This window comes from Streptococcus jiangjianxini, from assembly GCF_040225085.1.
GTDB classification, from domain to species: domain Bacteria; phylum Bacillota; class Bacilli; order Lactobacillales; family Streptococcaceae; genus Streptococcus; species Streptococcus jiangjianxini.
In genome coordinates, this window is sequence record NZ_JBEHGL010000018.1 from 1 (window position 1) to 25,672 (window position 25,672).

The 25,672-nt window shown below is 40.9% G+C and carries 14 protein-coding genes, 2 tRNA genes and 3 pseudogenes; 15 read left to right on the forward strand and 4 right to left on the reverse strand.

Annotation, left to right across the window (positions count from 1 at the left end; all coding sequences use genetic code 11):
* Positions 1-249: 249 nt before the first annotated feature.
* The 5 genes and pseudogenes from ABP870_RS08130 to ABP870_RS08150 form a co-directional block, all read left to right on the forward strand.
* Positions 250-1,686, forward strand: coding sequence for an LCP family protein (locus ABP870_RS08130; protein ID WP_350014953.1), 1,437 nt, complete (start codon positions 250-252; stop codon positions 1,684-1,686).
* Positions 1,687-1,768: 82 nt separating this feature from the next.
* Positions 1,769-3,121, forward strand: a complete 1,353-nt coding sequence (rlmD, locus tag ABP870_RS08135) for a 23S rRNA (uracil(1939)-C(5))-methyltransferase RlmD (protein WP_350014954.1) — start codon at positions 1,769-1,771, stop codon at positions 3,119-3,121.
* Between the two features lie 175 nt (positions 3,122-3,296).
* Positions 3,297-3,671: an iron chaperone gene (locus ABP870_RS08140; RefSeq protein ID WP_350014955.1), complete on the forward strand. Its 375-nt coding sequence runs from the start codon at positions 3,297-3,299 to the stop codon at positions 3,669-3,671.
* A gap of 619 nt (positions 3,672-4,290) precedes the next feature.
* Positions 4,291-4,878: pseudogene (locus ABP870_RS08145) on the forward strand (transposase); the annotation flags it as partial.
* 254 nt (positions 4,879-5,132) lie between these two features.
* Positions 5,133-5,255: pseudogene (locus ABP870_RS08150) on the forward strand (KxYKxGKxW signal peptide domain-containing protein); the annotation flags it as partial.
* A gap of 1,658 nt (positions 5,256-6,913) precedes the next feature.
* On the opposite strand, the gene ABP870_RS08155 reads toward ABP870_RS08150, so the two are convergent.
* Positions 6,914-14,731 (reverse strand): hypothetical protein, encoded by a 7,818-nt coding sequence (locus ABP870_RS08155; RefSeq protein WP_350014956.1) that lies wholly within the window; start codon positions 14,729-14,731, stop codon positions 6,914-6,916.
* On the opposite strand from ABP870_RS08155, the gene ABP870_RS08160 reads away from it, so the two are divergent.
* The 5 genes from ABP870_RS08160 (at position 14,622) to ABP870_RS08180 (ending at position 17,511) form a co-directional block, all read left to right on the forward strand.
* The gene (locus ABP870_RS08160) at positions 14,622-15,548 is read left to right on the forward strand and encodes an LPXTG cell wall anchor domain-containing protein (protein ID WP_350014978.1); all 927 of its coding nucleotides are present in this window, start codon (positions 14,622-14,624) and stop codon (positions 15,546-15,548) included. The genes ABP870_RS08155 and ABP870_RS08160 overlap by 110 nt on opposite strands.
* A 1,178-nt stretch (positions 15,549-16,726) precedes the next feature.
* Positions 16,727-16,999, forward strand: coding sequence for a 30S ribosomal protein S16 (gene rpsP / locus ABP870_RS08165; RefSeq protein ID WP_062707871.1), 273 nt, complete (start codon positions 16,727-16,729; stop codon positions 16,997-16,999).
* A gap of 10 nt (positions 17,000-17,009) precedes the next feature.
* On the forward strand, positions 17,010-17,249 hold the full coding sequence (locus tag ABP870_RS08170; protein WP_062712344.1) for a KH domain-containing protein: 240 nt from the start codon (positions 17,010-17,012) through the stop codon (positions 17,247-17,249).
* Between the two features lie 66 nt (positions 17,250-17,315).
* Positions 17,316-17,387: transfer RNA gene (locus ABP870_RS08175), tRNA-Gln, on the forward strand.
* A gap of 52 nt (positions 17,388-17,439) precedes the next feature.
* Positions 17,440-17,511: transfer RNA gene (locus tag ABP870_RS08180), tRNA-Glu, on the forward strand.
* A 115-nt stretch (positions 17,512-17,626) separates the two neighbouring features.
* Here the strand turns inward: ABP870_RS08180 and ABP870_RS10695 are convergent.
* Positions 17,627-18,009: pseudogene (locus tag ABP870_RS10695) on the reverse strand (IS982 family transposase); the annotation flags it as partial.
* A 950-nt stretch (positions 18,010-18,959) separates the two neighbouring features.
* Between ABP870_RS10695 and ABP870_RS08185 the strand changes: the two are divergent.
* From ABP870_RS08185 to ABP870_RS08205, 5 genes are all read left to right on the forward strand, one after another.
* Positions 18,960-20,225 (forward strand): hypothetical protein, encoded by a 1,266-nt coding sequence (locus ABP870_RS08185; RefSeq protein ID WP_350014957.1) that lies wholly within the window; start codon positions 18,960-18,962, stop codon positions 20,223-20,225.
* Entirely contained in the window at positions 20,212-21,747 is a 1,536-nt protein-coding gene (locus ABP870_RS08190; RefSeq protein ID WP_350014958.1) for a glycosyltransferase, read from the forward strand. Before ABP870_RS08185 ends, ABP870_RS08190 begins: the two co-directional genes overlap by 14 nt.
* 349 nt (positions 21,748-22,096) lie before the next feature.
* The gene (gene rimM / locus ABP870_RS08195) at positions 22,097-22,615 is read left to right on the forward strand and encodes a ribosome maturation factor RimM (protein WP_350014959.1); all 519 of its coding nucleotides are present in this window, start codon (positions 22,097-22,099) and stop codon (positions 22,613-22,615) included.
* A complete protein-coding gene (gene trmD, locus ABP870_RS08200; RefSeq protein WP_350014979.1) occupies positions 22,605-23,336 on the forward strand; it encodes a tRNA (guanosine(37)-N1)-methyltransferase TrmD in 732 nt (243 codons plus the stop codon). Before rimM ends, trmD begins: the two co-directional genes overlap by 11 nt.
* Before the next feature lie 11 nt (positions 23,337-23,347).
* On the forward strand, positions 23,348-24,346 hold the full coding sequence (locus ABP870_RS08205; protein WP_405054647.1) for an NAD(P)/FAD-dependent oxidoreductase: 999 nt from the start codon (positions 23,348-23,350) through the stop codon (positions 24,344-24,346).
* Positions 24,347-24,670: 324 nt separating this feature from the next.
* Here ABP870_RS08205 and ABP870_RS08210 read toward each other — a convergent pair whose 3' ends face one another.
* Both ABP870_RS08210 and ABP870_RS08215 read right to left on the reverse strand, forming a co-directional pair.
* A complete protein-coding gene (locus ABP870_RS08210; protein WP_350014960.1) occupies positions 24,671-25,330 on the reverse strand; it encodes a Crp/Fnr family transcriptional regulator in 660 nt (219 codons plus the stop codon).
* Positions 25,331-25,382: 52 nt separating this feature from the next.
* Positions 25,383-25,661, reverse strand: coding sequence for an iron-sulfur cluster repair di-iron protein, ric (locus tag ABP870_RS08215; protein ID WP_350014961.1), 279 nt, complete (start codon positions 25,659-25,661; stop codon positions 25,383-25,385).
* Between the last annotated feature and the right edge of the window lie 11 nt (positions 25,662-25,672).

A 25,672-nucleotide genomic window follows, 5' to 3' on the forward strand; every position in this document is an offset into this window, starting at 1 on the left:
ATGAGCATGCGACGTAAAAAATTTGTCCTTAGTCTGTCCTTTGACCAGTATTTAAAACGATTACTGTAAGGCAAACATAGCTTCGAAGCCAGAGAAATAGATTAGGGATTTTCATGCGTTTGTCGTGGCGTATTAGATGAATTCTTGACAAGTGTTAATAGAAGTTATAAGATTTTAGAGAAACCTTCTTTTGAATAAGAAATAATCTTTAGTTCGTATGAATAGATAGAATAGTATGAGACACTAATTATGGCAAAAAAAAATGCACGTGGCTTATCGCATCACGAGCAGTTAAGGTATTCTTACCTTTTTAAAAATATTCATTATTTGAGTGAGCGAGAAAAAGCTGAATTTAACTACCTTTATCAGAAATTGATGACTCAACAAAATAGCCAGTTGAGTGCAAAACAGACTGCTCAAGCTGACGTCTCATTTTCTGAGGACTTTGGTTATGATGAGAAGGATATTGATGGAGCATCATTTCCTTATTTGAATGATTACGATGAGTATGAGGATACTAATTATCAAGAAGGTCTTACTGAACAAGGTCTACCAGTCTTTCCTGATGATAGGTCAGTGCCGCGTCGGTCAAAAAAGTCGCGTCAAGCGAAGAAGTGGACAGCAGTAAAACAGCAAAAAATGGCTAAGCAATCTAAAGCTGTGAACAACCCCAGGAAAGGATGTCTTAAACGATTTTTGGTCACTCTAGCCTTAGTGTTACTGCTTATTTTCGCCATACTGTTGGTTATGTTTTTCAAAGGTGTTACTGGCATTTCAAATCCTAGTGGCAAAAGCTATCAACCAGCAGTAGAAGAATACTTTAATGGTCAGGATACAAGTGACGGCACTAATATTCTCATACTAGGAAGTGATAAGCGTATTGCCCAAGGGGCTGAGGACGCTCGAACAGATACTATCATGGTTGTCAATATCGGTAACAAAGACAAGGATATCAAGATGGTGAGTTTCATGCGAGATACCCTGGTGAATATTCCTGATGTTAGCGAAACAGACTACCTTAATGATCAAAAATTAAACACAGCCTTTAATGTAGGTGAGCAAAATAACCATCGAGGGGCTGAATTAATGCGTGAAACGCTTAAATCTAATTATGACCTCGATGTTAAATATTATATGATGGTTGATTTTGAAACCTTTGCCGAAGCGATTGATGCTTTATTTCCAAGTGGTGTCGCTATCGATGCTAAATTTGGTACCATTGATGGTGAGGCTGTTAAGTCAGTAGAGGTCCCTGATGATTTACGGATGGATGATCAGGGGAGAGTTCCTGAACAAACGATTAAAGTAGGTAAGCAGCGTATGGACGGTCGAACCTTGCTTAATTATGCGCGTTTTCGTAAGGATGATGATGGTGATTTTGGACGGACCAAGCGCCAACAACAGGTGATGCGAGAACTATTACGTCAGATTAAGAATCCAACGAAACTCTTTACGGGGTCGGAAGCATTGGGAAAAATCTATGCTTTAACGTCTACCAATGTGTCTTACCCTTATCTTTTAAAAGCAGGCTTGTCTAGTATGGTAGATGGTGAACTATCGATTGCTCAAACGACTATTCCAGAACAAGGGGATTGGGTAGATGATTATGACGTATACGGTGGTCAGGGATTGGCTATTGATTTTGGCAAGTATCAAAAAGAATTGGCAGACCTAGGCTTTAGATAATTATGATATAATGGAGAGATGAAAGTCTCTCTTTTTCTTTTTGAAAATAGTAGGGCTGTAAAACTAGAAATGAGTCAAACAAATGCAAAAAAATGATATTTTAGACGTGGAAATCCTTGATTTAACTCACGAAGGGCAAGGGGTAGCCAAGGTAGATGGTTTCGTCTTTTTTGTGGACAATGCTCTTCCAGGTGAAGTGATCAAGATGCGCATTCTCAAATTAAAAAAGAAAATTGGTTTTGGCAAAGTTGAAGAATACCTCAACTATTCTGATAAGCGTAATCAAGACATTGACGCAGCTTATTTGCGTTCAGGTATTGCTGATTTTGGCCACATTGTCTATGAGGAGCAACTCAAGTTCAAACGCCAACAAGTGGTCAATAACCTCTATAAAACAGCTGGTATTTCGGATGTCACTGTTGCTGAAACTATTGGTATGGAAAATCCCTTAGCCTATCGTAATAAAGCAGCAGTTCCTGTTCGCCGCGTTAATGGACAATTGGAAACAGGATTTTTTCGGAAAAATTCTCACGATCTTATGCCTATCGAGGATTTTTATATTCAAGATAAGGTGATAGATGAGTTAATTGTCTATGTTCGTGATTTGTTACGCCGTTTTGACATTAAACCTTATGATGAAAAAGAACAAACTGGTTTAATCCGAAATTTGCTTGTTCGTCGTGGGCATTATACCGGTGAGATTATGTTGGTTTTGGTGACCACACGTCCCAAGATTTTTCGTATTGAGCAAATGGTCGAAAAGATTACCCAGGCCTTTCCAAGTGTTGTATCGATTTTACAAAACATCAACGATCAAAATACCAACGCTATTTTAGGTTCAACATTCCGAACGCTTTATGGTAAAGAGACTATCACAGATAAGATGCTGGGAAACGACTATGATATTTCTGCCCAATCCTTCTATCAGGTCAATACTGAAATGGCTGAAAAACTCTATCAAATAGCTATTGATTATTCAGAATTAAAGGCTGACGATGTGGTGATCGACGCCTATTCAGGTATTGGAACGATTGGCTTATCATTTGCTAAACAAGTCAAGGCGGTTTATGGGGTCGAAGTTATTGAAGCAGCTGTTGAAGATGCTAAGAAGAACGCTGAGAGAAATGGGATTACAAATGCCCATTATGTGGTAAACTCTGCTGAGAATGCCATGACTCAATGGACCAAAGAAGGTGTTCAGCCGACTGTGATTCTGGTTGACCCGCCACGTAAAGGGTTGACGGAAAGCTTCATACGAGCAAGCGCTGAGATGTCACCCAAAAAAGTCATCTATATATCTTGTAATCCAGCAACCATGGCGCGTGATATCAAACATTATGAAGAACTAGGCTATAAACTGACAAAAGTACAGCCAGTAGATTTATTTCCAATGACGCATCACGTGGAGTGTGTCGCTCTGCTCGTAAAAGCCTAGACGCCTTTGAACGAAAGGGATAATGAAAAGAAACTGGGACAGACATTCCTTATGACTCCCTCACCCACACAACAATGAAAACAAGCAGAAAGTCCTCATTAGGTGTATCATCTTAGTGAGGGCTTTGCGGTTTGATGCCGAAAAAATAATAAATTTTAATGGAGGAAATGGCACGATGAAACGTCATGTATTTGAAGACTATTTAAAAGGTATTGATAATGATACGCATCAAGATAAGGTATCAGAGTTATTGTATTGGATACTTGATGAGTTTTCTGAATTAGAACCGGTCATTAAATGGAATCAGCCGATGGTAACACATGATGGGACATACATCTTTGGGCTAAGTGTTAGTAAACAACACATAGCAATTAGCCCTGAAGTAGCAACTATTAAACAGTTTAAAGATGATATTGAAAAAAATGGTTACTCTCACACAGACAATATTGTCCGTATAAAATGGAAAGAAGCTATAGATTATGATCTTATAAGGAAGATGATTGTCTTTCAAATGGAAGAAAAAGCAGGATTTACTAATTTTTGGAGATAGTTCAATATACAGAAGTGATAGTGGGATAATGAATAAAAAGTACAGCAATTTCCAAGGCAATACTAGATGTAAAGGAATAGCTTGCATGATGGGGATTCTGACTGACTATGTCTGGTAAATATGTAAAAGAGCTTAAAGAACTAATGAAGAGAAAATCCTATTCGTTCCACAGTATGATTCAAAGTTTAACCAATGCTATTGCGTTTTATAGTATAGAACCCTGCTATCGGCACATGTGGAGATGGTCGTTTTGATGCTAAGAGTTGCCGCCAGCAGCTAAATAAAAATCACAAAATAAAAGCTTATTCAGAGGCTATCGTCAAAAGTATCGGTAGCTTAGAGTAAGCCTTATTTTTTGTAATTAAAAGAGATTAAGTGGAAATATATCCAAAGCCAAGAGTTGACACAAGTGGATGTATAACAGAAAAAATGCATTCACTTGTACCCTACTCCAATACGTAGATTTGTTTCGGAATAAAGTCTACTGTCTACTGCATCGTATGGAGAAGATATGAATTTTTATAAAAGGAAACTCGTGGTGCTAGCTAATCTCAAACGACAATAAAAAGCCCAAATGGACTATACTGTAAGTGACAAAACATACAGGAGGTTAGTCCACATGAGCCACTTAAAGTATACCGCTAAATCCCATCATTTACAATGGAGTTTACCTCAATGATCACTCATTTGTCATCGCCTTTATCGAGAATATTGCCCAGATAAGTTTCAACATCGGAGTAATATTGGACTAGCTAACGTTTCAGACGAGTCGCTATTAGTTTTGCTTTTGCTACAAGCTGAATTAGGCATTACGTCACAGCGCCATTTCTACAACTTCTGTCGCCTGTTTCCTTACGGTCAATTACTGGAGGGAAGTCGCTTTAATCGACGTTCGAGACAATTGATTCGAGAATCAATGAATGGCAAGGTATCCGATACTATCGCTATCGTGGACAGTTTCCCTTTGCTGCTTTGCCAAATCGTTCGCAATCATCGTGCAAAGATTTTTAAAGGGTGGTTGATATTGGTTACACCAGCCTCTGTTCATGATATCAATGTGGTTATCGACCTATTAGAAGGTAGGCAACAGTCTGTAATTCTTGCTGATTTAGGCTATCTCAGTCATGATCTTAAAGAAGCCTTGAAACGAGAAGCGTATCATTTATGGAGGCCTTTGCGACAAAATATGGATGGAGCTAATCGACATATTTAAGAAAATCTAGTGAACATACCATGTTGGTATTACATCATAGAGAAACAGTTTCTGCTTTATTTTACTATGCTATATGGTCAACAACAATCAGATCTCTTTCAGGCGACGAGCTTCATTTGACAATATTCAGAATTATTAAATTACTAGTTTTTAGTAGTTGTTTTTTTAATTAAGTTTGTGGTACAATAATGAAACGTTTTTATACTTTTATAAAACGAGAGAGTAACTTTTAGATTAGGAGAGAACGTTTGAAACGTAAACAATTTAATAAAGATTTTGACGAAGTCAATCGCCGCAGCCGTGTTAAGATGCACAAGTCGGGGAAAAATTGGGTTAAGACAGTTATGTCTCAACTCAGTCTTTTTCGTGTAGCTGGAAGAGGCAAGTCAACTGCTGTCCGCATCAAGAACATGCCAGAAGAGAGCCTATCAACGACTAACATGGCGGCTCTAAAGCTGCTTTTAGCAGCGGGAGCGGTATCTGGCGGAGCAGTGCTCGCAGACACAGCAGTTCATGCTGATGATGTGACAGAAGCCGCGGCTAATTCTAGTCAAGATGCTACCACACAAGGTGACGTTCTAATGGTTGAAACAACGACAACAGAAGTTGTTGAAGAGTCTGCTGGTGAGAAGACTACTGATGCGGAAACACCTGCCGATTCTGGGTCTAAAGCGACCTCCTTATCTGAGGCACAGTCCCTGAGTGAAAGTCAGTCGATCAGTCAATCAGAAAGTTTGTCCGTAGTTAAGTCAGTATCTGTTTCAGAATCAGTTACGACCTCTATTTCAGCTTCAATCACGGCCAGTGAGAGCATGTCTTTGGCGGAAGCAAAGGCAGAAACTACTGTAGTAGGTGTAGAAGCTAAAACCAAGTCTGTAGAAACAAGCGAGCTTAAAGAAGTAGATGCCCTTGCTACTTCAGAAACGGTAGTAGATGAGACACAAGCAGCAACTGATTCTAAGAGTTCGAAAGCAGTTGTTACAGATGTAAGTAGCAGTTCGTTAACAGTGGCACCATCTGATGTTGAGACGGCTGAAATGTTGGCAACAACTTCTGATACAGCTAGTACAGGATTGGTAGCAGCAGCGATCGCAACACCATCTACTAAAGAAGAAGCAGCTGATCAAGGTCTTGCTGAAGATGCAAGCTCAGCAACTTCTGAACAAAAACGAATGGCAGGTGTCGCCTACAAAGTTCAATACGTTGATGAAAATGGCAAGGTGGTTGCATCAACTGCTCACATGATTCCTGTTGAGACAACTAATGCCAAGGGAGAAAAGGTTTCTGTTACCATTACAGAATTAGCTGATTTAAGTAAGACACCGGGGTATGTCTTGGCAGACGGTCAAGCGCCGCTTGTAACGCAAACTGTTACAGAGAGTGCCAAAGATACGATTACATTTAAAGTCGTTCAATCAGAGAATGCTGTCCTAAGACCAAGAAGCTATACGGGTTTTAGAGCATCGACGACAGGCACAAAGACGACCTTTACCATCGCTGACTTTACCAATGGGGGACGGCAGTACTATTGGTCAGGTGGTGATAGTAATAAGCTTTTAAATACTATTGTTGGTGTTACAGGTGTTTATGACTCAGCTACAAAGATGATCACTTGGAAGGTTGTTTATGACCCAACTGATGTCTTGAAAACAAACACATGGACGAATACTAGGACAGGTGGTGCCTATACTGGTCTTTATATTGATACTAGTAGTGATCCTAATCTAGGTGATCCAACCAATGTCCTTGTTGATGGTCAATCAACAACTGTTGTTTCAGGGTCTAACACTGGAAAAGAATATGTATCCAAAACAAAATCAACTGGAGTTACGTCCCATGAAATAACTTTCACAACTTCTTATTCAGGTTCAGTTAAGGACTTGGCTACCTTGGGCATTAAAATGATTGCGGGATCATCAAAAAGTCCTACCTTTTATGAGGATGGCGCGATTGAGAAACTTGGACGCTATAACTCACAATCAGCACCGTATGTAGTGGCTAATTATGGCGGAACTGCTTTAGGTGGTTATCAAGTAAATGGTGTTAACGCAGATGTTATTGACAAAATCGAGTCAGAGTCAGCATCGGTATCGACTTCAGCGTCAGTTAGTGAAGGATCGACGTCGAAATCAACAAGTACTTCAAAATCACTATCAGAGAAATCAGACAGTGAATCAGTGAGCGCTTCGACGTCTAAGTCATTATCAGAGAGTACATCGACTGCCAAGTCAGAATCGGTGAGTATCTCAATTGCTAAATCAGAGTCCGTAAGCGCGTCAACAAGCTTGAAGTCAGAAAGCGAATCCGTAAGCGCGTCAACGAGTGCTAAGTCAGAAAGCGAGTCCGTAAGCGCGTCAACGAGTGCTAAGTCAGAAAGCGAGTCCGTAAGTGCCTCAACGAGTGCTAAGTCAGAGAGTGAGTCTGTAAGCGCGTCAACGAGTGCTAAGTCAGAGAGTGAGTCTGTAAGCGCATCAACGAGTGCTAAGTCAGAAAGTGAGTCTGTAAGCGCATCAACGAGTGCGAAGTCAGAAAGTGAGTCCGTAAGCGCGTCAACAAGCTTGAAGTCAGAAAGCGAATCCGTAAGTGCGTCAACAAGCTTGAAGTCAGAAAGCGAATCCGTAAGCGCATCAACAAGTGCTAAGTCAGAAAGCGAATCCGTAAGCGCGTCAACGAGTGTTAAGTCAGAGAGTGAGTCTGTAAGCGCGTCAACGAGTGCGAAGTCAGAGAGTGAGTCTGTAAGCGCGTCAACGAGTGCTAAGTCAGAGAGTGAGTCTGTAAGCGCCTCAACAAGTTTGAAGTCAGAGAGTGAGTCTGTAAGCGCGTCAACGAGTGCTAAGTCAGAGAGTGAGTCTGTAAGCGCCTCAACAAGTTTGAAGTCAGAAAGCGAATCCGTAAGCGCGTCAACGAGCGCGAAGTCAGAAAGCGAGTCCGTAAGCGCGTCAACGAGCGCGAAGTCAGAAAGTGAATCCGTAAGCGCGTCAACAAGCTTGAAGTCAGAAAGCGAATCCGTAAGTGCGTCAACGAGTGCGAAGTCAGAAAGTGAGTCTGTAAGCGCGTCAACGAGTGCTAAGTCAGAGAGTGAGTCTGTAAGCGCCTCAACGAGTGCGAAGTCAGAAAGTGAGTCCGTAAGCGCGTCAACAAGCTTGAAGTCAGAAAGCGAATCCGTAAGTGCGTCAACAAGCTTGAAGTCAGAAAGCGAATCCGTAAGCGCGTCAACGAGTGCTAAGTCAGAAAGTGAATCATTGAGTGCCTCAACAAGTACCTCAATTTCAGCCTCAGAGTCAGCAAGTACGTCAGTTTCAACGTCAGATTCCTTGAGCGCATCAGTTTCCGTATCTGAGTCAGCAAGTACGTCAGTATCAGCGTCAGACTCATTGAGTGCTTCAGTTTCCGTATCTGAATCAACAAGTACTTCAGTGTCAACGTCAGATTCCTTGAGCGCATCAGTTTCCGTATCTGAGTCAACAAGTACTTCAGTATCAGCGTCAGACTCCTTGAGTGCTTCAGTTTCCGTATCTGAATCAACAAGTACTTCAGTGTCAACGTCAGATTCCTTGAGTAATTCAGTATCAGCTTCAGATTCCTTGAGTGCTTCAGTTTCCGTATCTGAGTCAGCAAGTACGTCAGTATCAGCTTCAGACTCATTGAGTGCTTCAGTTTCCGTATCTGAATCAACAAGTACTTCAGTGTCAACGTCAGATTCCTTGAGCGCATCAGTTTCCGTATCTGAGTCAACAAGTACTTCAGTATCAGCTTCAGACTCATTAAGTGCTTCAGTTTCCGTTTCTGAGTCAACAAGTACGTCAGTTTCAACGTCAGACTCATTGAGTGCTTCAGTCTCCGTATCTGAGTCAACAAGCACGTCAGTCTCAGCTTCAGATTCCTTGAGCACTTCAGTATCTGAGTCAGCAAGTACGTCAGTCTCATCCTCTGACTCCTTGAGCGCTTCAGTGTCAGTTTCTGAGTCAACAAGTACTTCAGTATCAGCTTCAGATTCCTTGAGTGCTTCAGTGTCGGTTTCTGAGTCAACAAGTACTTCAGTTTCAGCGTCTGATTCCTTGAGTGCTTCAGTGTCGGTTTCTGAGTCAACAAGTACGTCAGTATCAGCTTCAGACTCATTGAGTGCTTCAGTTTCCGTATCTGAGTCAGCAAGTACCTCGGTCTCAGTATCAGACTCAACAAGTACTTCAGTGTCAACGTCAGATTCCTTGAGTGCTTCAGTTTCCGTATCTGAATCAACAAGTACTTCAGTCTCAGCTTCAGACTCATTAAGTGCTTCAGTTTCCGTATCTGAGTCAACAAGTACTTCAGTATCAGCTTCAGACTCATTAAGTGCTTCAGCTTCCGTATCTGAGTCAACAAGTACTTCAGTCTCAGCTTCAGATTCCTTGAGCGCATCAGTTTCATCATCTGAGTCAACAAGTACGTCAGTATCAGCTTCAGATTCCTTGAGTGCTTCAGTTTCCGTATCCGAGTCAACAAGCACTTCAGTCTCAGCTTCAGATTCCTTGAGTGCTTCAGTATCTGAGTCAACAAGTACGTCAGTTTCAACGTCAGACTCCTTGAGCACTTCAGTGTCAGTTTCTGAGTCAACAAGTACGTCAGTATCAGCTTCAGATTCCTTGAGTGCTTCAGTTTCCGTATCTGAGTCAACAAGTACTTCAGTTTCCGTATCTGAGTCAACAAGTACTTCAGTTTCCGTATCTGAGTCAGCAAGTACTTCAGTTTCAACTTCTGAGTCAGCAAGTACCTCGGTCTCAGTATCAGACTCAACAAGTACTTCAGTGTCAACGTCAGATTCCTTGAGTGCTTCAGTTTCCGTATCTGAATCAACAAGTACTTCAGTATCAGCGTCAGACTCATTAAGTGCTTCAGTTTCCGTATCTGAGTCAACAAGTACTTCAGTCTCAGCTTCAGACTCATTAAGTGCTTCAGCTTCCGTATCTGAGTCAACAAGTACTTCAGTATCAGCTTCAGATTCCTTGAGCGCATCAGTTTCATCATCTGAGTCAACAAGTACGTCAGTATCAGCTTCAGATTCCTTGAGTGCTTCAGTTTCCGTATCTGAGTCAACAAGTACTTCAGTTTCCGTATCTGAGTCAGCAAGTACTTCAGTTTCAACTTCTGAGTCAGCAAGTACCTCGGTCTCAGTATCAGACTCAACAAGTACTTCAGTTTCAACGTCAGATTCCTTGAGCGCATCAGTATCAGCTTCAGACTCCTTGAGCGCATCAGTTTCCGTATCTGAATCAACAAGTACGTCAGTCTCATCCTCTGACTCCTTGAGCGCTTCAGTGTCAGTTTCTGAGTCAACAAGTACTTCAGTATCAGCTTCAGATTCCTTGAGTGCTTCAGTTTCCGTATCTGAGTCAACAAGTACTTCAGTTTCAGCGTCTGATTCCTTGAGTGCTTCAGTGTCGGTTTCTGAGTCAACAAGTACGTCAGTATCAGCTTCAGACTCCTTGAGTGCTTCAGTTTCAGTATCTGAGTCAGCAAGTACCTCGGTCTCAGTATCAGACTCAACAAGTACTTCAGTTTCAACGTCAGATTCCTTGAGTGCTTCAGTGTCAGTTTCTGAGTCAACAAGTACGTCAGTTTCAACGTCAGATTCATTAAGTGCTTCAGTGTCAGTTTCTGAGTCAACAAGTACGTCAGTATCAGCTTCAGATTCCTTGAGTGCTTCAGTTTCCGTATCTGAGTCAACAAGTACTTCAGTTTCAGCGTCTGATTCCTTGAGTGCTTCAGTTTCCGTATCTGAGTCAACAAGTACTTCAGTATCAGCTTCAGACTCATTAAGTGCTTCAGTTTCCGTATCTGAGTCAGCAAGTACTTCAGTCTCAGCTTCAGACTCATTAAGTGCTTCAGTTTCCGTATCTGAGTCAGCAAGTACTTCAGTTTCAGTTTCTGAGTCAACAAGCACGTCAGTTTCAGCGTCAGATTCCTTGAGCGCATTAGTTTCCGTATCTGAATCAACAAGTACGTCAGTCTCAGCTTCAGATTCCTTGAGTGCTTCAGTGTCAGTTTCTGAGTCAACAAGTACGTCAGTATCAGCGTCTGATTCCTTGAGTGCTTCAGTGTCAGTTTCTGAGTCAACAAGCACTTCAGTATCAGCTTCAGATTCCTTGAGTGCTTCAGTGTCAGTTTCTGAGTCAACAAGCACTTCAGTATCAGCGTCAGACTCCTTGAGTGCTTCAGTGTCGGTTTCTGAATCAACAAGTACTTCAGTATCAGCTTCAGACTCATTAAGTGCTTCAGTTTCCGTATCTGAGTCAACAAGTACGTCAGTCTCAGCTTCAGATTCCTTGAGTGCTTCAGTGTCAGTTTCTGAGTCAACAAGTACGTCAGTCTCAGCGTCTGATTCCTTGAGTGCTTCAGTTTCCGTATCTGAGTCAACAAGCACTTCAGTCTCAGCTTCAGATTCCTTGAGTAATTCAGTCTCAGTATCAGACTCAACAAGTACGTCAGTCTCAGCTTCAGACTCATTAAGTGCTTCAGTTTCCGTATCTGAGTCAGCAAGTACGTCAGTTTCAACTTCTGAGTCAGCAAGTACCTCGGTCTCAGTATCAGACTCAACAAGTACGTCAGTCTCATCCTCTGATTCCTTAAGTGCTTCAGTTTCCGTATCTGAGTCAACAAGTACGTCAGTTTCAGCTTCAGATTCCTTAAGTGCTTCAGTTTCCGTATCTGAATCAACAAGTACTTCAGTATCAGCGTCAGATTCCTTGAGTGCTTCAGTGTCAGTTTCTGAGTCAACAAGCACTTCAGTATCAGCTTCAGATTCCTTGAGTGCTTCAGTGTCAGTATCAGAGTCAACAAGTACGTCAGTCTCATCCTCAGATTCACTAAGTACCTCAGTTTCATCATCTGAATCATTAAGTACTTCAATGTCAACGTCAGATTCACTAAGTGCATCAGTCTCAGCCTCAGAGTCAACAAGTACATCAGTGTCAGCCTCAGACTCATTGAGTGCGTCAGTCTCAGTATCAGAGTCAACAAGTACATCCGTTTCATCCTCAGATTCACTAAGTACGTCAGTGTCAGCCTCAGACTCCTTGAGCGCATCAGTTTCCGTATCCGAGTCAACAAGTACTTCAGTTTCAACGTCAGATTCCTTGAGCGCATCAGTTTCCGTATCTGAGTCAACAAGTACGTCAGTCTCATCCTCAGATTCCTTGAGTGCTTCAGTGTCAGTATCAGACTCAACAAGTACTTCAGTATCAGCTTCAGATTCCTTGAGTGCTTCAGTTTCTGTATCTGAGTCAACAAGTACGTCAGTATCAGCTTCAGATTCCTTGAGTGCTTCAGTTTCTGAGTCAACAAGTACTTCAGTGTCAACGTCAGATTCCTTGAGTGCTTCAGTGTCAGTATCAGACTCAACAAGTACGTCAGTATCAGCTTCAGATTCCTTGAGTGCTTCAGTGTCAGTATCTGAGTCAACAAGCACGTCAGTTTCATCCTCAGATTCCTTGAGCGCATCAGTTTCAGTATCTGAGTCAACAAGTACGTCAGTATCAGCTTCAGATTCCTTGAGTGTTTCAGTTTCCGTATCAGACTCAACAAGTACTTCAGTCTCAGCTTCAGACTCATTAAGTGCTTCAGTTTCCGTATCTGAGTCAGCAAGTACCTCGGTCTCAGTATCAGACTCAACAAGTATTTCAGTTTCAACGTCAGATTCCTTGAGTGCTTCAGTCTCAGTATCCGAGTCAACAAGTACGTCAGTTTCAACGTCAGATTCCTTGAGTGCTTCAGTGTCGGTTTCTGAGTCAACAAGTACTTCAGTCTCAGCTTCAGATTCCTTGAGTGTTTCAGTTTCCGTATCAGACTCAACAAGTACGTCAGTCTCAGCTTCAGATTCCTTGAGTGCTTCAGTCTCAGTATCAGACTCAACAAGTACGTCAGTCTCAGCTTCAGACTCATTAAGTGCTTCAGTTTCCGTATCTGAGTCAGCAAGTACCTCGGTCTCAGTATCAGACTCAACAAGTACTTCAGTTTCAACGTCAGATTCCTTGAGTGCTTCAGTCTCAGTATCCGAGTCAACAAGTACGTCAGTTTCAACGTCAGATTCCTTGAGTGCTTCAGTTTCCGTATCTGAGTCAGCAAGCATGTCAGTTTCAACGTCAGACTCCTTGAGTGCTTCAGTGTCAGTTTCTGAGTCAACAAGTACGTCAGTTTCAACGTCAGACTCCTTGAGTGCTTCAGTGTCGGTTTCTGAGTCAGCAAGTACTTCAGTATCAGCTTCAGACTCATTGAGTGCTTCAGTTTCCGTATCTGAATCAACAAGTACTTCAGTATCAGCTTCAGACTCATTAAGTGCTTCAGTTTCCGTATCTGAGTCAGCAAGTACCTCGGTCTCAGTATCAGACTCAACAAGTACTTCAGTGTCAACGTCAGATTCCTTGAGCGCATCAGTTTCAGTATCTGAGTCAGCAAGCATGTCAGTTTCAACGTCAGACTCCTTGAGTGCTTCAGTTTCCGTATCTGAGTCAACAAGTACGTCAGTTTCATCATCAGATTCCTTGAGTGCTTCAGTTTCCGTATCTGAGTCAACAAGTACTTCAGTCTCAGCTTCAGATTCCTTGAGTGCTTCAGTTTCCGTATCAGACTCAGCAAGTACTTCAGTCTCAGCTTCAGATTCCTTGAGTGCTTCAGTTTCAGTATCTGAGTCAACAAGTACGTCAGTCTCAGCTTCAGATTCCTTGAGTGCTTCAGTGTCAGTATCGGAGTCAACAAGCACTTCAGTATCAGCTTCAGACTCATTAAGTGCTTCCGTATCTGAGTCAGCAAGCATGTCAGTTTCAACTTCAGACTCCTTGAGTGCTTCAGTTTCCGTATCTGAGTCAGCAAGTACGTCAGTTTCAACTTCTGAGTCAGCAAGTACCTCGGTCTCAGTATCAGACTCAACAAGTACGTCAGTCTCATCCTCTGATTCCTTGAGTGCTTCAGTTTCCGTATCTGAGTCAGCAAGTACGTCAGTTTCAACTTCTGAGTCAGCAAGTACGTCAGTTTCAACTTCTGAGTCAGCAAGTACCTCGGTCTCAGTATCAGAGTCAACAAGTACGTCAGTCTCAGCTTCAGATTCACTAAGTACCTCAGTTTCCGTATCTGAATCAACAAGTACTTCAGTGTCAACGTCAGATTCCTTGAGCGCATCAGTTTCCGTATCTGAGTCAACAAGCACGTCAGTTTCAACGTCAGACTCCTTGAGTGCTTCAGTGTCGGTTTCTGAGTCAACAAGTACTTCAGTCTCAGCTTCAGATTCCTTGAGTGTTTCAGTTTCCGTATCTGAATCAACAAGCACGTCAGTTTCAACGTCAGATTCATTAAGTACTTCAGTCTCATCCTCTGAGTCAACAAGCACGTCAGTCTCAGCTTCAGATTCCTTGAGTGCTTCAGTTTCTGAGTCAACAAGTACTTCAGTATCAGCGTCAGATTCCTTGAGTGCTTCAGTTTCTGAGTCAACAAGTACGTCAGTATCAGCGTCAGATTCCTTGAGTGCTTCAGTGTCAGTTTCTGAGTCAACAAGTACTTCAATCAGTGTGAGTGAGTCAATTTCAACAGCACGTTCACAATCAGACTCAGCGTCTGAATCAGATTCACGTTCAATGAGTATCTCAACGTCAGAGTCAATCAGTGCTTCAGAATCTATTTCGGTACGTAAGTCAACAGATGATTCAGAATCAATCTCTGCGTCATTGTCGGACTCAATGTCAACTTCAAATTCAACTGAGTCAGACAGCATGAGTGCAAGTGCTTCAGAGTCTGTTTCAAAAGTCACGTCAAACTCAGTTTCAGAATCCGTTTCAACGTCAGATAGTTTCTCAACGAGTCTGTCAGATATTGTTTCCAATTCTCACATTGATGATTCAAGTTCAGAATCTGTTTCAAACTCCTTGTCAGAGTTCATTTCATCATCAATGAGCGCCTCTGTTTCAGAGTCTGATCGTTTAAGTGATTCAACAAGCGCTTCAGATTCAGCACGTGACAGCTTGAGTAATTCAGCTTCAGAATCTAAGTCAGCTTCAACAAGCGCTTCAGAATCTAAGTCAATGTCAGTATCGACATCAGAATCAATGTCAGATTCAGTACGTGATAGTCAATCAACAAGTGCTTCAACATCTGTTTCAGATTCACTTTCAGCATCACTATCATTGTCAAACAATCCTGATATTGATAGCGATAGCTTGTCAATGAGCAATTCATCACGTGAATCCGTTTCAACGTCAGTAAGTGAGTCAGGATCAATGAGTGGTTCAACACGTGATTCAGAATCAACGTCTGTGTCTGTATCAGAATCAACCTCACGTACAACGAATAAATCATTGTCAGAATCAGCTTCAAGCAGCTTAAGCACGTCAGTATCTGATGTTGTTTCACAATCAGATTCCTTGTCGGTTTCAACTTCAGAATCTATCTCAGGTTTGGGCAGTGTGTCTGTATCAGCTTCAAGCTCAATGAGTGCGAGCCAGTCAGCATCAGCAAGCGTTTCAAGCTCAATGAGTGTCTCAAGTAGTATGAGTGCTTCAGCAAGCCAGTCTCATACCGCTTCAGAATCAGCTAAGCACCTTCCAAATACAGGTGAGAAAACTAATAATGGTCTTTTAGCAGGTCTAGGACTTCTCTTTGGGGCAAGTCTAGTGGCTAAGCGAAAAAAAGATAAAAGATAGTCTTTTGATACAATAAGATAACGTACTTATCTTATTTGTAGAAAATAAAATTAGCTATTTGTCAACTGTAATGGGGAATTTAGAACGAACAATTAGAGAGGGCCAAATTGGTCTTCTCTTTTTTGAGTGCGATAGGTATGCCGTACATCTGATACTCATCCAAAATCAAAAAATAATACGATGTATCAAATAGCAAAAGAAGATTCTGCAGTTTAGAGCGAACGAAGTGAGCTTGAAAATTTCAAAAAAAGTTATTTTTTGAAATTAACTGAGTATGAGTTGAAAGTCATCCATAGGTACCCACCACCGGTGAACCCGATAGCGAGTCCCAAGGCTGACTCAAATTGGTGTTACCTGTTTGGTAGTCTGAAAAGATGGCGAACTGAAAATGTCAATAATGGCTATTGTTCATAAACCGAGAACAGCAACAATAGAAGCGCCTCTGTGGAATGAGAGATGTAGTAGTCTATGTACTCTCGATAACAGTTAGGTTGGACCTCCGTGTGCCGAACGACACGTACGGTTCTGTGAGAGGAGCTAGAGATTAGCAGTAGCCCCTAATCGTTTGTTGAAAGCGATTAAAATGTAAGTAAGAGCCCAATAGCTAGGTATCTATCATAACTTTTACTCCCCTGGCATACTGTTAGAAAAAAACAGAATTAGAGATTAGTTGTGATGGCACAAGCCATTGTTCGCATAGAAATTCCATAATTTCCGCATTTTAAACCGAAAAACTGAAAGAATATTTTGATGACGTACATCTTGGATAAACTTGAACACAATTTGTTTTAGGCTCCTGATAAAGGCATGGTAGAAAACATTTTAGATAAGGTGTTGTTCTATGACGATTCATTTCAACGATTTCGGGTAAGTTTATCTGGTTTGTAAGAAAAGCGATAAGATCTAGGAAATTGATCCCCTAGCGCATTTGATTAAGAGTCAATTTAATTTAGATCCATTTTCTGGGCAGGTATTTCTTTTTTATGGGTATTCTTAAGGAAAAATGTGATTGCAAGATAAGATATTCATATCAAGTGTTGCCTTAATGGAAAATATAAAAGTGTCAAGAAAAAAACTTGACACCATAAAACAACTATGATACACTAATCAAGGTAAAGCAGTAGGGGTATCCTTGCTGTTGATCCAAATATTAAAACAAAAGAAAAGAGACTTAAAAAATGGCAGTAAAAATCCGTTTAACTCGCATGGGTTCTAAAAAGAAACCTTTCTATCGTATTAACGTCGCAGATTCACGTGCTCCACGTGATGGACGTTTTATCGAAACCGTTGGAACATACAACCCACTTGTAGCTGAAAATCAAGTAACTCTCAAAGAAGAGCGTATTCTTGATTGGTTGTCAAAAGGTGCACAACCTTCAGATACTGTTCGTAACATCCTTTCACGTGAAGGAATCATGGCGAAATTCCACGAGTCAAAATACTCTAAATAATTAAATGCTTATGGACACCATTGAAAATCTTATTATTGCTATTGTGAAACCTTTGATTTCACAACCGGATCACTTAACGATTAAAATTCAGGATACACCTGAGTATTTAGAATATCATCTTGATTTGGATGCCAATGACATTGGCCGTATCATCGGAAAAAAAGGTCGCACAATTATGGCCATAAGATCGATTGTCTATTCGGTGCCCGTTCAAGGTAAAAAAGTTCGACTGGTTATTGATGAAAAATAAGTTGAATTTTTCTTCAAAAACTATTGACAAGATTTGAAAAAATCGCTAAAATAGTTTTTGTTGTTTTGGGGTATAGCCAAGCGGTAAGGCAAGGGACTTTGACTCCCTCATGCGTTGGTTCGAATCCAGCTACCCCAGTAAAGTAGTGTATAGGTATTACTTTAGGATATTAGTGATTACTAGTAGAAATGGTCCGTTGGTCAAGGGGTTAAGACACCGCCTTTTCACGGCGGTAACACGGGTTCGAATCCCGTACGGACTATTTATTTTAAGTTATGGACTTGTTTTTGCTCAAGTCAAACAATAGTTCATATCAAGAGAGAATCGTGAGGTTCTCTTTTTCTGTTTGCCCCCAAAAAAATTAGAGCCAAATGTTTTCATTTCCCCAATTCATTATGACTATTTTCAAGCATAAGGGAATAGTTAAGCAACATCGCCTCTTCTCTAAATTTGAGTGTCTAGAAGTTTCGACAACGGAAACACTCAGTTCCGAATCGCTCTAGACTAGAAAAGACGGTCACTATGGGCTTTCTCAAACGACTGATTCTGTAATTGTCGAACCACGAATAGCCAACCATGTTTTCCTTAGTTGTGAGATCAACTTAATACCTCAACGTGCAAGCTCTGCTTTTGTTTCCTCATCCCTATAGCCTTTATCACCATAAACAATTGGAATCGGACTGTTTTCATGGAGTTTCAAAGCACAACAAACGTATGAAACAGTTGTTTCCGAATTATAGTACAGATAAGAACATTTTATCTAAGCGTTTTTACTATAAGAATAACGTTTAAAAATAGCTATTATTTTTGTAAATTTTGAACATTGAAATGCAGAAAGCTTTATTTTCTTGGTAAAAATCTTTCATGCGTTTATCCTGTTTTTGGCTGTTTTTTCTATTAGTGTAATCATAATACTCTTTTGCTTCTTACCGACAACAGTATAGCTTTCAAGATGTCAAAATGCCGTTTTAAACATTGAATCTAACGCTGCACCTTCACGAATCTTCCTTCGAAGAACTTGTTTCCCCGACTTCTCCTCTTACCATTCCCCTTTCTAAGAGAAGGAGTTACTATCAAAAAACGCCGCGATCAGCCAGACGATAAAGAGCTCATAATGCATGGAATCTTATCTGAATAGGTTCCCTTGATGACATCAAGACTCCAATCAAGATCCAAATGACTTTAGATAACGTCTTTCACAGGTTCAGTAAGCTGTACCGGATGATGACCACAACGTTTTTTATTAGTTTGGTAGTGTTCTCAGTAATCGTAAAGCGACTGCCCACCTTTGAGACAATCGATAATTCTATAAATCGTCTGTTTAAATATCCTCAGAGATTTTACTGTATCAGTAACTGTTATTCCTTCTTGGTAGTAAGCCTCCACCAAAATAAACTCGTTAATATTTTTTCTGTCTAACTCAATTTTATAAATTTGGTTTTGAAATGGACTAGCACTGCGAGGATATTATTCAAACATTAACCCTTAAAAGAAGTTATAAAAATACACTAAAACAAAAAATTCAAATGTGAAATCAATAATCCGCTCTGTAAATGGTTCCGAAATACTTATACAGTTTGAATTTACTGGCAACAACTTGATGATTTTTTGCAATGGTGAATGGAATTAAAATCTCTTTTAGTTTGCTGAAATATTGTTGGTGACTATGGTATAATAAACAGGTACATTTGTAAACAAGGAGAAGAGAGAGTGCTCTTAATTGAACGCAATTTAGAAGCGGTTAATCGTGTCAAAGAGACAGTGGATTTGTCTTGTTTTGACAGGATTATCATTTTAGAAGATGATGGCTTTTTACCGGATTCGGTAGAGTCGTTGATGTTATTGGCTGGCGGAAGTGATTCGTCGTTTGAAAAGTCTCCACTCTACCATAATCACCTTTCGCTACCAGATTTTTGGGAGGTTGGTATTCATGAGGGAGTAAGGGGAAAGGCTAGCTTTTGGGGAAAGAAAAAAGCGATTCTTGATTTTGCAAACCCAAAAGAAGAGCGCTATATTTCCCATATCACTTGGTTAACAGATGATGAGAAACCTTTATTTTGGGAGAATTATAGCCAGTATGGCAAAGTCTTCTTTAAGACTTACCATCCTGAGACACCGCATGCGGTCAGGATTTATTGCGATAACCAAGAGAGAGAATTTGCACAAACGGTTCCTGGCAAGGAAGGCATTATTGTTTCCAATACAGAAGAACTTGACGGCTATTACCCCAATCGATTAGCCTTTTTAATCGCCGTTTTACAAGCGCAAGGTGAATCACGTCAGCTTGTCACGAGTGATACTGACCTACTAAGCGATGATGACAATAATCTTGCTTTTTTAAATAGGCAGGAACACCAGCAGATAAATGACTTACCCGAGTTGTCAAATCGTTTGGTGATTGATGTGACGGAGCATAGTCAGCGGCGAAAAAGATTGTATCAAAAGGTGATGACGCAAGCTGTCGGTCCTAAAGAAAAAAAGAGTCTGTTTGTCTTGACGGCTAGTGACCAGCTGGAAGGCTTGTCTGATCTGGTCGAGCATTTGCCAGAGTATCATCTATTTATCGGAGCTAGGACGACGGTTTCACCGACTTTACAGGACTTGGAGAGGTATGCAAATGTGACGGTTTTATCAGGGCTTAGCGATACTGATGTTAAGTCTCTGTTGCAAAAGTCGTCTTTTTATTTGGACATCAATCATCATCGCGAAGTCGATGAAATCGTCTCTCGAGCGGTCATGGCGAGACTCTGTCTCTTGTCTTTCAGACCGACTGCCCATCGTTTGGAGTATTACCATGAAGAGACCTTGTTTGAGGAAAATGATGTTGAAGCCATGGTGGCTAAGGTGAATCAGCTTGACCGTGATGAAACCTTAAGACAAGAGGTGCTTGATTATCAGATGGCGCAACTCGATTTTCAAGTAGTGGATAGCGCGGAGCTATTTGGTAGTGATTGGAGAGAGTATGACGCTGTATAATTTTAATATACTAGTGGGATTTCAAATTTCAGGTATAGACTATGCTCAAGGGCATCGCTCGAAATTCTTAAATCAGCTAGATGAGGAAAACTATTATATCTTTACGGAATTGCCAAGTTGGGAATATGTTCGTCGCTACAGTGAAGTGGTCGGTATTCCAATAGGGCAGCTCATGTCTGTCCACCTCTCCTTTTTAGAAGACGCAAGTTTGAAGCCAAGCGTAACCTTATCAGATATCCGCTACCTTTACCCGCAGTTTGACCAAGCAGATTTTCACAATAAGCAAGGGCTTCATCTCAATTTCTATCAGCAAGGTAAGCAATTGATTGCGGTTAGTTTTTTAGATGAGGATTCTGACATAGTCAATTATGTTACACTATTTGCAGAAGGAATGTTGCTACGTAAAGATTTTTATACGAATCGCCACATCTATAGTGAGTATTATGCCCCTCAGACGATTAATGGTCATTATCAGGCGGCTTTGTATAGGCGGACTTTTTTAAGCCCTGAAGGAGAGCTGGTTTATGAAGAAGTCATTAAAGAGGGGAATTCGATGTTTGTCTTTGCGGATCATCGACGCTATTTGACCAAGCATGACTTTCTTGATACCTTTGTCAAAGGCTTGAACCTGACAGAGGAAGATTGGCTGCTCTTGGATCGCAGTCAGCATTTTGACTTCGCGCAAGTGGTGCTGAAAAATAAGGGGAAGGCAAAAGTGGCGGCTATTATCCATTCAGAGCATTATTTCCCTAGAAATTATGATGCTTCGTATTTATTTATTAATTACGAATATTATTACATCATTAAGTATGCCAAGGATATTGATATTTTTGTGACTTCGACAGAGTTGCAGAAGGAAAGGCTAGGGCAACTCATTTTTCAAGAAATGGGAGTTAAGCCTCAAATGACTGTTATCCCTGCGGGAAGTGTATCAGTAGTTGAGTATAAGGAAGCTGACCAGTATACTCCCTTCTCCATAATGACTGCTTCACGATTAGAGCTAATCAAACATATTGATTGGCTGATGAAGGCGGTTGTTCTTGCTAAAAAGGTTATTCCTAACTTATCCTTAGATATTTATGGTGAAGGATCATTAATGGCGAGTTGCAGAGAATTAATCATTGATTTGGAGGCAAGAGATTATATCTCATTGAAAGGGCATGTTCCTTTGGATGAAGTGTATCCTTCTTATGAGTTGTATCTCACAGCTTCAGCTCGAGAAACATTTGGATTGAGTATCCTTGAAGCGGTATCACATGGCTTGCCAATCATTGGTCTGGACGTGCCTTATGGCAATCAGACCTTTGTCACATCTGCAGAGAATGGTTATTTGGTTCCATTTGACCACGAAGAAGATGAAACGATGGTTATCATGCAGTTGGCAGAGGCTATCGTGACCTACTTTAATCAGGAAGAGCAGGTGAGACAGCAGTTTAGACGGAAGTCTCTTGAGGTTGCCAGTCGCTTTAGTGAACAGGCTGTCTTAGAAGGTTGGAAGAAGTTTCTATCAGGCGGTAACTGATAACTGACAGCAAGTAGTCTTATGGTTCAGTTCAGCCTAGTAACATGCTTGATTAGAAAACAAGTTTAGCGGCTGCTTAATAGCAAGTAGTAATACACCTTTTTCTAGCATGAGTATTTCTTATGATAAATGTGACATTCTTTGTAAAAAAACAAGTTTAACAAGTGAGTAGTGGTAAAGTTTAGTTAGCTATTTCTAACATGAGCCTTTCTTATGACATATGTGACATTTTTTGTTAGAAAACAAGTTTATCTACTGCTTAATAGCAAAAAGTGGCGATATTTTTAAAGGAGCTAGGAGCTAAACGTGCGGTTAGCTAGGCTGATTAAAAGCTAAGATAGAGGTAAAAATGAATTATTTTAACGTTGGAAAAATTGTGAATACCCAAGGTTTACAGGGCGAACTGCGTGTGCTCTCTGTGACAGATTTTGCTGAAGAACGCTTTAAGAAAGGTAGTCAGCTGTCTATTTTTGATGATAATGATCATCATCTTTTGGATGTGGAAATTATTAGCCATCGTAAACAGAAAAATTTTGATATTGTTAAGTTTAAAGGACTCTATCATATTAATGATGTTGAGAAGTACAAGGGAACGATGCTGAAAGTTGCTGAAGAAAATCTCACGGACTTGGCAGAAGATGAGTTTTATTACCATGAAATCATTGGACTTGATGTCTATGAAAATGATGTTCTAATCGGACAAATCAAAGAAATCATGCAACCAGGTGCCAATGATGTTTGGGTGGTTAAACGAAAAGGTAAAAAGGATCTCTTGCTTCCTTACATTCCACCGGTTGTACTCAATGTCGATGTTGCTGGTAATCGTGTGGATGTTGAGATTATGGAAGGGTTAGATGATGAAGATTGATATTTTAACCCTTTTTCCAGACATGTTTGCGCCTCTAGAGCATTCTATTGTTGGTAAGGCTAAAGAACGTGGGTTGCTAGAGATTACCTACCATAATTTTCGGGAAAATGCAGAAAAAGCCCGTCACGTGGATGACGAACCCTATGGTGGCGGTCAGGGAATGCTATTACGGGCACAACCTATTTTTGATACCTATGATAAGATTGGGGCTAAAAATCCTCGTGTTATCTTGTTAGATCCTGCTGGGCGCACCTTTGACCAGGCCTATGCGGAGGAGTTATCGCAAGAAGAAGAGTTGATCTTTATCTGCGGCCATTATGAAGGTTATGACGAGCGGATTAAGACTTTGGTGACGGATGAAATTTCTATCGGAGATTTTGTGTTAACAGGTGGTGAATTGGCAGCGATGACCATGATTGATGCGACGGTTCGCCTTATTCCAGATGTTATCGGTAAAGAAGCCAGTCACCAAGATGATAGTTTTTCATCAGGTTTGTTGGAATATCCCCAATACACGCGCCCCTATGACTTTCGCGGCATGAAGGTTCCAGATGTACTCATGAGTGGGCACCATAAAAATATCCAGCGTTGGCGCTTGGAAGAGAGTCTGCGTAAAACCTACCTTCGGCGACCAGATCTTTTGGAAAATTATGCATTTACTAAAGAAGAAGCCGAGATATTAGAAAACATCAAGCGAGAGCTTGACGATACGAAAGACTGAGAAAGGCTAAAATGACAGAAAAAAACATTTATGACATCACCATCATCGGTGGTGGACCAGTTGGACTTTTTGCTGCCTTTTATGCTGGGCTTCGTGGCATGACGGTCAAGATTATTGAAAGTTTGTCCGAGCTTGGCGGTCAGCCAGCTGTTCTTTATCCTGAAAAAGTGATTTACGATATTCCTGCTTATCCAGCTATTACGGCGGGGGAATTGTCGGAAAATCTTATCAAACAAGTGGAACGTTTTGAAGATCGAACAACCATCTGCCTTAAAGAAGAAGTGCAAACCTTTGAGAAAAAAGAAGGTATCTTTAGCATTCAAACCAATAAAGCGGAGCATTTGTCAAAAGCGATAATCATTGCCTGTGGTAATGGGGCTTTTGCACCACGTCCACTTGGCTTGGAAGATGAAGCTATCTATGCAGATGAAAATCTCTACTACAATGTCCATCAAGTCGAGCCTTTTATTGGAAAAAATGTGGTCATCTGTGGCGGTGGTGATTCTGCTGTTGACTGGGCAAATATGCTAGAACCGGTTGCAGGTAGTGTCACCATTGTTCATCGTAGAGATGCTTTTCGTGCGCATGAACACAGTGTCGAGGTCATGAAGGCGTCGTCTATTAAGACTATGACACCCTACGTACCAATATCAATCATTGGAGAAAATGGCCGAGCAACCAGCTTACGTGTTCAAAAAATCAAGGAAGAAGAAACTCTTGACTTACCGCTAGATGCCTTGATTGTCAGTTTTGGATTTTCAACCAATAATAAAAATCTTAAAAACTGGAATCTGGATTATAAGCGTAACCGTATCTTTGTGGACCAAGTCTTGAAAACTAGTATGGATGGTGTCTACGCTATCGGCGATGCTGCTGAATACCCGGGCAAGGCAGATTTAATTGCCACAGGGTTTGGTGAGGCACCGACAGCGGTCAATGAAGCCATCAACTACATCTATCCAGAACGAGACAATCGCATTGTGCATTCAACGTCGTTGATTAAAGATTAACAACATCATTTGTGAACCTTTTCGTCTGAGCGAAGAAAAGACAAAGCACGCTTGGTGGAGAGCGGTAGTGGCTAACTGTTGAGAAATCTTTTTGTTCCAGACTCGTTTATTTGTCTCGTACCTTACGTGGCGAAACTGGGCTTAAAGCCACATAAAATAGAAAAAATCCAAGCCAAGTGCCTTGGATTTTTTCAGTGTTTTGTACCTAACAAGATTCAGAAATAGCAGCATCATAATGTTATAACAAAATGACTCATTCCTTCCCAACTAAAATCGATTATACACAGAAACTGGGTTTCTGCTAGTTTTGATTTTGAACGAGTTTTAATAGTCTTCCAGCCCTTCTAAATCTAGAACTTTGATGGTTTTTAGGTCTCTTTCGATTAACTGTTTGTTTTCAAGCACTTTGAATTTTCGCGATAAAGTTTCCGGACTGGTTCCTAAAAAGGTTGCCAATTCTTTCATTTTCATGGGCAGTTCAAGGTAGTGGCTATCTGACGCTTTAGCTAGATTATAGAGATAGAAAGCTAAGCGTTCTTCTACTTTTTCCATGCTAAGAAACTGTGTTTGCTGTTCCAGCTGGTGTGTCTTTTCCGCATTTATAGCCATCAAGGTTAAGGTCAACTGAGGATAATTTTCCAAAAGTTGGACAAAGTCAGACCGTCTCAGCAAGCAGATTTCAGTCTTTTGTAAGGCTTGCCCAAAGAGGTTATCATTTGTGACGCCAAATAGGAAGTGATCACCTTCATAGTCTCCGGGTTGAGCGATACGAAGTAGCTGCTCACGTCCATTATTAGCCAAACGATAAACTTTCATAGCTCCTTTAGCGACCAGAGCCAGCTGTGCTTCTTGGTCTGGTGAAAAAATCAGGTCACCTTTTTGAAACACTTGGTGATGCATTAGCTGTTCAATACGCTCTTGATCAGCGATGGGAAGGTGGTTAAACAGTGGAACCAGAGAGACACAAAGATGATCGTGCGCCATAATCAATTCCTTTCAAAACTAAACTCAATATCCTTTTTTATTATAGCACAGATCAAGCTTGTGCTAATTGAAAGGCTTTTTCAAGCAAACGATAGGTTTTTTCAAAGGTAGGACAAACATCATCTGGAATAGCAAAGTGATGTGTAATCCTATCAAGCTCTTGAAACTCTGCTTTGTAAGAATGCTGGTTAGTCACATGTTGCTGAATGTTGTGATAAAGATTTTTTACCTCAAAAACCTCAGGGTGATGTTTGCCGTGGGCTTTCGTAATAGCATTGGTATAGAGGTCCAATTCTTCTTGGTGTTCTTTTAAAAATGTTTGCAATTCCATGAGTGTCTCCT